The organism is Belliella calami (genome assembly GCF_022549695.1).
Classification (GTDB): domain Bacteria; phylum Bacteroidota; class Bacteroidia; order Cytophagales; family Cyclobacteriaceae; genus Belliella; species Belliella calami.
Genome location: NZ_JAKZGS010000016.1, coordinates 86109 through 96077, shown reverse-complemented (window position 1 = coordinate 96077; position 9969 = coordinate 86109). Strand labels below are relative to the sequence as shown.

The following is a 9969-nucleotide window of genomic DNA, read 5'->3' as shown; positions in this document are numbered from 1 at the left end:
ACTTTTTTCTACGAAGAACTAAGGGCTCTGCCCTTGACGTAACATTAACACAAATACCAATAGAGAAATCAGAATTGATTTTTTTAATGAAGGAAAAGCTTCATAATGAAATAGCACGATTCAAAAAAGGGGCGTTAGCCCTGTTATCTTCGTAGCAAATTTCAAGACAACCACCCCACGAGGGGCGTAGCCCTGAATTCTTATATTTATCTGCAGGAATTTAGAAATCAGGGCTACGCCCCTTAATTTTTAACTTCGAATACTTTTTTCTACGAAGAACTAAGGGCTCTGCCCTTGACGTAACATTAACACAAATACCAATAGAGAAATCAGAATTGATTTTTTTAATGAAGGAAAAGCTTCATAATGAAATAGCACGATTCAAAAAGGGGGCGTTATCCCTGTTATCTTCGTAGCAAATTTCAAGACATCCACCCCACGAGGGGCGTAGCCCTGAATTCTTATATTTATCTGCAGGAATTTAGAAATCAGGGCTACGCCCCTTAATTTTTAACTTCGAATACTTTTTTCTACGAAGAACTAAGGGCTCTGCCCCTAGAATTCAAACAAAAGAGGCTTTTTGTTTATATTTGAGTTTGAATAAATGCCTCTTATCGGCAGGATTTATCACAACCCTGATTTCTATTTTACATATTGGGATTGTAGTTTTTCAAAAACTCTTTTTCGTGAATCTCTGAATACTTGACTATTTCCCTATACCATTTTGATCTTAAGAGTTCTTTCTCTGTTTCATCAATGTAAAAATCAGGGATATTTGATGCCGAGGCTTTTCTTTGCATGTCAAACAAAAAAATCGATGCTGCTACAGAAATATTGAAACTCTCTGTAAAGCCATCCATAGGAATATGAACCAACCCATCTGCTTGTGATATCATCTCCTCACTCACCCCTTCATGTTCATTACCAAAAACTAATGCAATTTTTTCATCTACTTTCAAATCATGGATCGAGATACTATCTTCACGTGGGCTGGTTGCGTAGATTTTGAAACCTTTACTCTTCAAGTCAGAGGTACAACAAGCCACAGCATTCCCTCCATAATTACTATAGCGATGGATATCTACCCATTGGGCTGCCCCTCTGGTTACATAGGGATTTACTTTGTACTCTTGACTTTTCTCGACAATATAAACATCTTGAATACCAAAGCAATCAGCCGTCCTAAGAACGGCTGAAGCATTGTGTGGCTTATAGATATCTTCTAATACAACTGTAAAATAGCGAGTTCTTTTTGACAAGATGTCTTCTATCAGTGCCAGCTTATGAGGTGTAATATAACCACTCAGATAAGCCAAGAACTCTTTCTCAATTGCATCCATAACTCTAAATTCAGATGATAGGTTGATTTCTAAAACAATCCAAGTTGTTCTTCATCGTCCTTTTTGATATTCAAATCAATTGTAGATCCTATTTCCAAGGAATCGTCAGCATCATCAGAATCCGATTGGTCATCAGGGTTTTCATGATCGTCAACTTCCGGCTCAGGCGCTTTCTTTGGTTGGATCAATTCCATTTCCAATACTTGATGCGAGGAAAATTTATTTCCTACAGATTTCCATCCTTTGACATCTATCAGCATATCCAAATCATATTCATTCTCTTCTACTTCTTTGCCTTTCTGAAGTTTAGCTTTCACCTGAGGCTGTTTGTCTGTAGATATGATCTTCAAATAGGATTGCTTGTGGTCTGAAATGAAACTGAATTTCTTGTTGATAGTAGATGTTTCGATAAGGAATCTCTTTACGAAGTAAGTTTTGGAAATTCCATCAAAATAGATTGCTGACACTACTTTTTGCGCATCAAATTTCTCGATCAGAAGTACATTTTGAGCTTCATACCTATTTGTCAATTCAAATGTGGTCAACTCATATTCACCATTTTTGTAGAAAACGACAATTCTATCTTCACCAAGGAAATTGCCTATCAAAACACCTCTTTGATCTGTATTCAATCTGCCAACTGACTTATCGAAGTAAATATCTAGACCCCCAAGAGTAGACACACCTTCCATCTTAAGTTGAATCTTTCTGATTGGGTATCTCGTCATGATATTTCCACCTGCTCCTCTACCTTTAATCTCTATTGAACTAAAGTCAAAATCAAAAACTTTTACCCTGGCTTTCGCCCCTTGCGTTAGATAGATTGTTACAATCTCTGCTTCTCCATTCGGATTTGCTGTGAAATAAAGGACTTTGGAGCCTTTGGTACCCTTTGTAAGTTCATATTCACGATCTCTAGTAACAGCTAGAACCTGAAATCTTTTGACCATTGCCCTGCCTGTCACACCATCTAGATAGATAAGGTTATAAACCATACGCTCATCCCCTTTTCTAAAGACTGCAACGTGAAGAATATCTTTTCCAACAAACCCTTTCTCTTGAATTCTGCTGACAATACATTTTCCATCTTTTCTGAAAACAATGATATCATCAAGATCAGAGCAATCGCAGACAAACTCATCCTTTTTTAGACCATAGCCAACAAACCCATCAGCTCTATTCACATAAAGTTTGGCATTGTTCGCTGCTACTACTGTGGCCTCAATTTGGTCAAATGTTCTAATTTCAGTTTTTCTTTCTCTTCCTTTTCCGTACTTCGTCAGCAAGTTTTCATAATACTTGATTGCATAATCAGTAAGGTGCTTCAGATTATAATTAACCTCTTTGAGCTCTTCCTCCAATTTGCGCATTAATTCATCAGCCTTGAAAGCATCAAATTTCGAGATTCTCTTGATCTTGATTTCAGTTAATCTGATAATATCTTCTGTTGTGATATCTCTATAAAAATCTGGTTTGAATGGATCCAAACCTTTATCGATTGTTTGAATTACTCCATCCCAGGTTTCACATTCCTCTATATCTCTGTAAATTCTATTTTCGATGAATATTTTTTCCAAAGAAGAGAAAAGCAATTTCTCCATCAATTCAGCCTTACGGATTTCAAGTTCTCTTTTGAGGAGCTCTTTGGTCTGCTTTGTATTGTACTGAAGGATGTCGTTTACTGACAGGAATACAGGTTTGTCCTTGATGATCACACATGCATTTGGCGAAATGCTTACTTCACAATCCGTAAATGCATACAATGCATCAATAGTCATATCCGGTGATTGACCTGGTGCCAATTGGATCTGAATCTCTACATCTTTGGCAGTATTATCAACTACTTTTTTGATTTTAATTTTTCCTTTATCATTTGCTTTGATAATGGATTCAATCAATGAATTAGTCGTAGTTCCAAATGGTATATCTTTGATTAAAAGAGTTTTATTATCCCCTTCTTCAATCCTTGCTCTAACCTTTACTCGACCGCCTCTTTGTCCTTCATTATATTCTGAAAAATCAGCTAATCCACCTGTAGGGAAATCTGGTAAAAGGTAAGGTCTTTCTCCTTGAAGGATTTGGATTGAACCATTGATAAGTTCTATAAAGTTGTGTGGAAGAATTTTTGTTGACAATCCCACCGCAATCCCTTCGACACCTTGTGCTAGCAACAAAGGGAATTTTACAGGCAAAGTGACAGGTTCTTTTTTCCTTCCATCGTAAGACAGTTGCCACTCTGTAGTCTGTGGATTAAAAACTACCTCTAGGGCAAATTTGGACAATCGGGCTTCTATATAACGAGAAGCAGCAGCGCCATCCCCTGTTCTGATATCTCCCCAGTTACCCTGCGTCTCGATCAATAATTCCTTTTGCCCCAAATTGACAATGGCATCACCGATAGACTGATCTCCATGAGGGTGATACTGCATGGATTGACCAATGATATTGGCTACTTTATTGAATCGTCCATCGTCCATTTCCTTCATGGAATGAAGGATTCTACGTTGAACAGGTTTCAAACCATCTTCTATTGCGGGTACAGCTCTTTCTAAAATCACATAAGAAGCATAGTCCAAAAACCACTCCTTGTACATTCCTGTGACAGGAATTGATTCATGCAGACCTCCTTCTTTGTCTTCTGGTTTATCGTTGATTTGATCGCTCATACTTGTTTTTGTATTTCAATTCTATTGCTTTCGGTTACGCTGCTTCTTCTTCGTTTTCTTTTTGATCTTTCTCAGGATCATTGTGTACAATGTCCTTTTCAATTTTCAAATTATCAATGATAAAAGTTTGTCTATCAGGAGTGTTTTTTCCCATATAGAAACCTAGAAGATCAGCTATTTTGGTTTCTTTGTTTAGGATAATTGGTTCTAACCTGATATCCTCACCAATAAAAGTCCCAAATTCACTTGGAGAAATCTCACCAAGACCTTTGAACCTAGTAATTTCAGCTGTTTTGCCCAATTTATGGATAGCTCTTTGGCGCTCTTCGTCCGTATAGCAATAGATTGTTTCTTTTTTGTTCCTTACCCTGAATAATGGCGTATCCAAGATATACAAATGACCATTTTTCACCAAGTCCGGAAAGAATTGCAAGAAATAAGTCATGATCAACAAGCGAATATGCATGCCATCTACATCTGCATCTGTAGCGATTACGATCTTTCTATACCTTAGATTTTCTATCCCATCTTCGATATTTAAAGCGTGTTGAAGAAGGTTAAATTCCTCATTTTCATACACCACTTTTTTGGTCATTCCAAAGCAATTCAGAGGTTTTCCCCTCAATGAAAAAACTGCCTGTGTCTGAACATCCCTTGATTTTGTAATAGATCCTGAAGCAGAGTCTCCTTCAGTAAGAAAAAGCATGGTATTGTTTCTTTTTTCTTCATCACTTTTCGGATCATCATAGTGAACTCTGCAGTCCCTCAATTTTTTATTGTGGAGATTTGCTTTTTTTGCCCTTTCATTTGCAAGCTTTTTGATACCTGAGATTTCTTTTCTCTCTCTTTCTGATTGCAAAATTCTTTTCAACAGAGCATCTGCAACAGCAGGATTTTTATGTAAATAATTATCAAGTTCAACTTTGAGGAAATCATTTACAAATGTCCTTAATGTCGGCCCATCTCCACCAATTGTTTGGGATCCAAGTTTTGTCTTTGTCTGAGATTCGAATACGGGTTCTTGCACCCTGACTGCAATGGCTGCTACCACACTTTGGCGTATATCTGAAGCGTCGTAATCTTTTTTGTAAAACTCTCTTATGGTTTTTACTATCGCTTCTCTAAAGGCCGCCAAATGCGTTCCTCCTTGGGTGGTAAATTGCCCATTTACAAATGAGTAATATTCCTCACCATATTGGTTGCTATGAGTAATTGCTACCTCTATATCATTACCTTTGAGGTGAATGATCGGATATCTCGCACTTTCTTCATCTACTTTTCTGGTCAACAAATCATAAAGTCCTCTTTCAGAGAAAAACTTCTTGCCGTTATAATTGATCGTAAGACCTGCGTTTAGAAATGCATAATTCCAAATCTGGTTTTCTAAGTACTCAGGGATAAAATGGTAATTTTTGAAAACACTGGAATCAGGTGAGAAAATGATTTTTGTACCATTTCTGTCCGAAGATTTTTCGATTTTTCTGTCTTCTACAAGAATCCCTTTTTCGAATTGAGCAACTTTCGTTTCCCCTTCTCTATATGATTGAACTTTGAAAAAATCCGAAAGTGCATTTACAGCTTTGGTACCTACTCCATTCAGACCAACTGATTTTTGGAAAGCTCCTGAATCATACTTTCCGCCTGTGTTAATTTTGGAAACACAATCGATCACCTTTCCCAATGGAATTCCTCTACCATAATCCCTTACTTCAACCTTATGTTCGGAAATCTTGATATCTATCGTTCGCCCATAACCCATCATATGTTCATCGATACTGTTATCAAGAATCTCCTTAACCAATACATAAATACCATCATCTTGAGCACTACCATCACCAAGCTTTCCGATATACATCCCTGGCCTAAGCCTGATATGTTCTCTCCAATCAAGTGATTTGATACTGTCTTCGGTATATTGAACGTTTTCTGCCATTTGAAATAGTTACTAATTATTGGGAAATATTATAAACTGTTGGCTTGAACAGCCTTAAATTTCTGAATCAAAATCCAAAAAAGACCTCCTATCCATACCACAAACAACACTGGAATGAGATAGAAAAAAACATTGTATTGACTTGATGCAATTTCATTTTGATTATTGATACTGTGGATAAACAGCGTCATTATCGTCAAGGAAATATTGATAATGCCTACAAAACTGTATATCCATGCGATCATGACATCACTTAGAAACTCTCCTTTTGGGAAAATTCTTTTAAGGTTTGTAGTACTTCCATTCTCTATCATTTTGCCTGGTACTATCATGAGTACATTCAAAACTATAAAAAGGACAATTCCAGAATAAAAAAAGGTTTCTTTCGGGACACTTTTCAGGAAGCCGCCATTTTCATCTAATTGATACGCGACTATATCTGATAATGAGGCGTAGATATACAAGAATGATACGGTAAATACCAGAACTGATATAAAATGAAATACTTTTCCAAATCGGTAATACATAATGATGATAGTTTTAAGGCGCTAATATAAAGATTTATGCTTAGCAAAATCGAATAGGTTTTTTCCTTTATTCAGTTTTTATCAGTAGTTTTCAAGCAGATTTTACCCAATAACCTGAATGTAAGATGAATCTGAGTCCAGTAATAATTGCCATTCCAATATATTTTCTTTTGATGGGAATAGAGTTGATCGTCTTGAGATTTCAAAAAAATCCCAGCTACCGGATGAATGATGCTATTACCAATATTAACCTCGGTGTGGTCTCACAAGTTTCAGGTGTATTTATAAAAGTTCTTTCGATTGGTGTTTACACATTTCTTTACGAGCAATTTGCTTTTTTTGAGATTCAAAACAATATCTGGACCTTTTTCATCCTGTTTTTTCTCTATGATTTTTGTTATTATTGGGCTCATAGAAAATCCCATGAAATCAATCTCTTTTGGGGTGGACATGTAGTACATCATTCGAGTGAGGAATACAATTTATCAGTAGCTTTAAGGCAAAGTTCTACACAGACTATTTGGACATTTTTCTTCTATCTACCTTTGGCCTTTTTGGGTTTTGATCCAGTTTTCCTGGTATTGGTATCTGGGCTGAATCTTCTTTATCAATTTTGGATTCATACAGAAGCAATTGGAAAAATGGGTTTTTTGGAAAAATTCATGAATACACCTTCACATCATCGGGTACACCATGGCAGAAATCCAAAATACATTGACAAAAATCACGGAGGTACTTTTATCATCTTTGACAGATGGTTTGGGACTTTTCAGGAAGAAGAAGAAAAACCAACTTATGGCATTACTGTTCCTGTAAATAGCTGGAATCCTGTTTGGGTCAATTTGTCACATTACGTTTCGATGAAAGAAGAAATGAAGCAAATCCCAAATTGGTCTGATAAAATAAGGTATATGTTCAATAAACCAGGCTGGCTGCCAGATTATCTGGGAGGATATCGAGGAGTAAAAGAAGTAGATGAAAATTACAGAAAGTTTGACACAACTGTTCCAAAGGCATTGAACTATTATGTATTTTTTCAATATGTGGTTTTGATGGGAATCACAGCTTACTTTCTTTTCAATTTAGAAAATTTTGATTGGCCTTTGAAAGTCGGCTTGTCTTTTCTTATCGTTTGGAGTACAGTTAGCTTTTCTGGGATTTTTGAACAAAGTCGAATGTATCATGTTCAAGAAATTGCAAGAGTTGCATTGTTTCTAATTGCAGCTTGGTATATAGGTTTGGATTTCTTACCTCAAAATATAATCATCATTGTGCTTTCTATGTATGGATTCTCCTCTTACTTTTGGCTTTGGAAAAACGAAAATGTCGTCAAAAAATTCCAAAAATCCATCACCAATGAACAGCAACATGCGTAACACATTTTATCTATTTATTTTCATAGTAGGTTTGGGTACATTTTCCTGCTCAGGAAAACTAGAAGTAGGAAATCTTGATATTGAAAACTGGAAAAAGGACAGATATGGCTGTAATGGTTTGAGGATTCAGCAAATGGATGAAATCCAAAGGATTAAAAATGATTTTTTGGGTGCGAATAACCAACAATTAATCAAAACATTTGGAAGGCCTGACAGGGTAATGCTTGTTGACAAAAGCCAGAGTTTCTTTTTTTACTTCCTCGAACCCAGCGATAACTGCGACAATCATGACGAATCTAAACAACCTTTGAAGGTAATGTTTAGACTCAATGCCATCAACAAAGTCAGTGAAGTCACGATAAGTAGATTGGATCCATAAAAATTAAAGCCTTTGAAAATGATTTTCAAAGGCTTTTTTATTTTATTGAAATAAGTCTTTTTATATAGGGTAAATAAATACTTTGAGAATCAATTCAATTTTTAAATATGGTTATCTACTTTCTTTCTAGTAGGCAAATAAATTGATATATTTTAAGTCAATTTATGCACTTTTAACTAAACAACTAATAACAATTATGCGCATGATTTAATTGGCAAATTCAACTATTGAAATCTTTGCGGATAATCCTAATTTTTAATCTTCCATAAAACACAATGCAGCAGCACCTAGCGTACCTGCATTATTTTCCAAAGTAGCCTTGCTTAACTTCAAGTCTTCAACATAATATTTGGTCAAAAACTGTCTCACAGTTTTATCCAATGACGGCATCATAAATTCCAAGCCTGCGGAAATTCCACCTCCAAAGTAAACTTCAGTCACATCTAAAATCCGGATTGTAGAAACAATCGCTTCTCCCAAAACCCTTGCGACTTCTTCAAAAACCATCAATGAAACTTGGTTTCCTTTTTTGGCAGTATCTACTAGTAGGTGTGTACCCAATTCCTGCCCCACCAATTCTCCAGCAAGATCTGGATAAGCACGAATCATTCTATCCATGATTCTCAAAATTCCATCTCTACCAATTATCCTTTCCAGACCTTCATTGCCTCTTGATAGCATATGGCCCATTTCCATTGCATTACCTCTTGATCCTTTGAAAACCTTACCATCCATTATCATGGCACTTCCAATACCTGTTCCCATAGTAATGAAAAGGAAATTATCAGAAGGATTCGACTTTCCGTAGCGAAACTCGCCCAATGCAGCAGCAGCAGCATCATTTTCAAGGCAAAATTTTATATTTGGATATTTATCCAACAGTCCTTGTTTGAGGTTGAATCCATTCAAGGCTGGAATGGCTGGGATTTCCAATGTGGTGGTTCTGTCTTTTGAAATAAGACCTGGCAGTCCTATACCAACTTTTTTTACTTCAGGATATTTCTCGAGGTACTTCCCTACTCCTTCTATAAAGCAGGTGTTAAATCCTCTTGGATCATCTCTATAAGGAGTGGTGTCTTCCTTGTCAAAAGATACAATCTCACCTTTCTTGTTTACCAAGCCGATTTTCAAATGGGTGCCTCCAACGTCAACACCTAAAAAATGCTCTTCTTTATTATCCATAGTTATTCTTCAATAGGTTTAGAGCCCTAAAATAGTAAAGTCTTAGCTTTACTTCCTAAATTCTTTGCCAAAGTCTTGAAAAATTTCAAAAACTGCTGGACAAACTAGTGTGTTTTGAAGCGAAAGGTTAAGAATTCCCTGCATGTTTTTTCTGTTTGTATGGGGATATTCCCTACAAGCTTTCGGCCTTTCCTGATATACAAAGCAGGTATTGTCTTCATTTAAGAAAGGACATGGTGAACTTTTCAATACATAATCTCCCTCATCGTCTCTGAAAAGATAAGTATCGATAAAATCTGAAGATTTCATCCTGAAAACTTTGGCCAATCTGTCAATATCGGTCTGAATGAAAATTGGACTTGTAGTTTTGCAGCAATTGGCACAAGAGAGACAATCAATCCTTTCAAACTTCTCATCATGAGCCTTTTCAAACATCATATCAAGTGTTTTTGATTTGATGTTTTTAAGCTTCTCCTTGATCTTTTTGTTGCTGTTGTACTCAGCTTTATTTTTTTTATTGAAACTTTCTAAATCCATTACCAATAATCACCTGTATAAAATACTGT

The 9969-nt window shown here is 36.2% G+C and carries 8 protein-coding genes; 2 read left to right on the top strand and 6 right to left on the bottom strand.

Going from position 1 to position 9969, the window contains the following annotated elements:
* Positions 1–647 precede the first annotated feature (647 nt).
* The 4 genes from MM236_RS16030 to MM236_RS16015 are packed head-to-tail and all read right to left on the bottom strand — an operon-like array spanning position 648 to position 6466.
* On the bottom strand, positions 648–1340 hold the full coding sequence (locus MM236_RS16030) for a TrmH family RNA methyltransferase (RefSeq protein ID WP_241276009.1): 693 nt from the start codon (positions 1338–1340) through the stop codon (positions 648–650).
* 29 nt (positions 1341–1369) lie between these two features.
* Complete coding sequence (locus MM236_RS16025) at positions 1370–4006, bottom strand: DNA gyrase/topoisomerase IV subunit A (RefSeq protein ID WP_241276008.1); 2637 nt, start codon at positions 4004–4006, stop codon at positions 1370–1372.
* Positions 4007–4040: 34 nt separating this feature from the next.
* The gene (locus MM236_RS16020) at positions 4041–5939 is read right to left on the bottom strand and encodes a DNA topoisomerase IV subunit B (protein WP_241276007.1); all 1899 of its coding nucleotides are present in this window, start codon (positions 5937–5939) and stop codon (positions 4041–4043) included.
* Between the two features lie 29 nt (positions 5940–5968).
* Positions 5969–6466, bottom strand: coding sequence for a DNA topoisomerase IV (locus MM236_RS16015; RefSeq protein WP_241276006.1), 498 nt, complete (start codon positions 6464–6466; stop codon positions 5969–5971).
* A 125-nt stretch (positions 6467–6591) separates the two neighbouring features.
* Here MM236_RS16015 and MM236_RS16010 point away from each other — a divergent pair, with 125 nt between their 5' ends.
* Both MM236_RS16010 and MM236_RS16005 read left to right on the top strand, forming a co-directional pair.
* Positions 6592–7842: a sterol desaturase family protein gene (locus tag MM236_RS16010; RefSeq protein WP_241276005.1), complete on the top strand. Its 1251-nt coding sequence runs from the start codon at positions 6592–6594 to the stop codon at positions 7840–7842.
* Positions 7835–8221, top strand: coding sequence for a hypothetical protein (locus tag MM236_RS16005; protein ID WP_241276004.1), 387 nt, complete (start codon positions 7835–7837; stop codon positions 8219–8221). The genes MM236_RS16010 and MM236_RS16005 overlap by 8 nt, the downstream gene beginning before the upstream one ends.
* Before the next feature lie 255 nt (positions 8222–8476).
* Here MM236_RS16005 and MM236_RS16000 read toward each other — a convergent pair whose 3' ends face one another.
* The gene (locus MM236_RS16000) at positions 8477–9403 is read right to left on the bottom strand and encodes an ROK family protein (RefSeq protein WP_241276003.1); all 927 of its coding nucleotides are present in this window, start codon (positions 9401–9403) and stop codon (positions 8477–8479) included.
* A gap of 48 nt (positions 9404–9451) precedes the next feature.
* Positions 9452–9940, bottom strand: coding sequence for a YkgJ family cysteine cluster protein (locus tag MM236_RS15995; protein WP_241276002.1), 489 nt, complete (start codon positions 9938–9940; stop codon positions 9452–9454).
* Positions 9941–9969 lie beyond the last annotated feature (29 nt).

Bases quoted from the DNA above. Each gene is read 5' to 3' on its own strand.
- MM236_RS16030 (WP_241276009.1), bottom strand. From the start codon at position 1,340: ATGGATGCAATTGAGAAAGAGTTCTTGGCTTATCTGAGTGGTTATATT.
- MM236_RS16025 (WP_241276008.1), bottom strand. From the start codon at position 4,006: ATGAGCGATCAAATCAACGATAAACCAGAAGACAAAGAAGGAGGTCTG.
- MM236_RS16020 (WP_241276007.1), bottom strand. From the start codon at position 5,939: ATGGCAGAAAACGTTCAATATACCGAAGACAGTATCAAATCACTTGAT.
- MM236_RS16015 (WP_241276006.1), bottom strand. From the start codon at position 6,466: ATGTATTACCGATTTGGAAAAGTATTTCATTTTATATCAGTTCTGGTA.
- MM236_RS16010 (WP_241276005.1), top strand. From the start codon at position 6,592: ATGAATCTGAGTCCAGTAATAATTGCCATTCCAATATATTTTCTTTTG.
- MM236_RS16005 (WP_241276004.1), top strand. From the start codon at position 7,835: ATGCGTAACACATTTTATCTATTTATTTTCATAGTAGGTTTGGGTACA.
- MM236_RS16000 (WP_241276003.1), bottom strand. From the start codon at position 9,403: ATGGATAATAAAGAAGAGCATTTTTTAGGTGTTGACGTTGGAGGCACC.
- MM236_RS15995 (WP_241276002.1), bottom strand. From the start codon at position 9,940: ATGGATTTAGAAAGTTTCAATAAAAAAAATAAAGCTGAGTACAACAGC.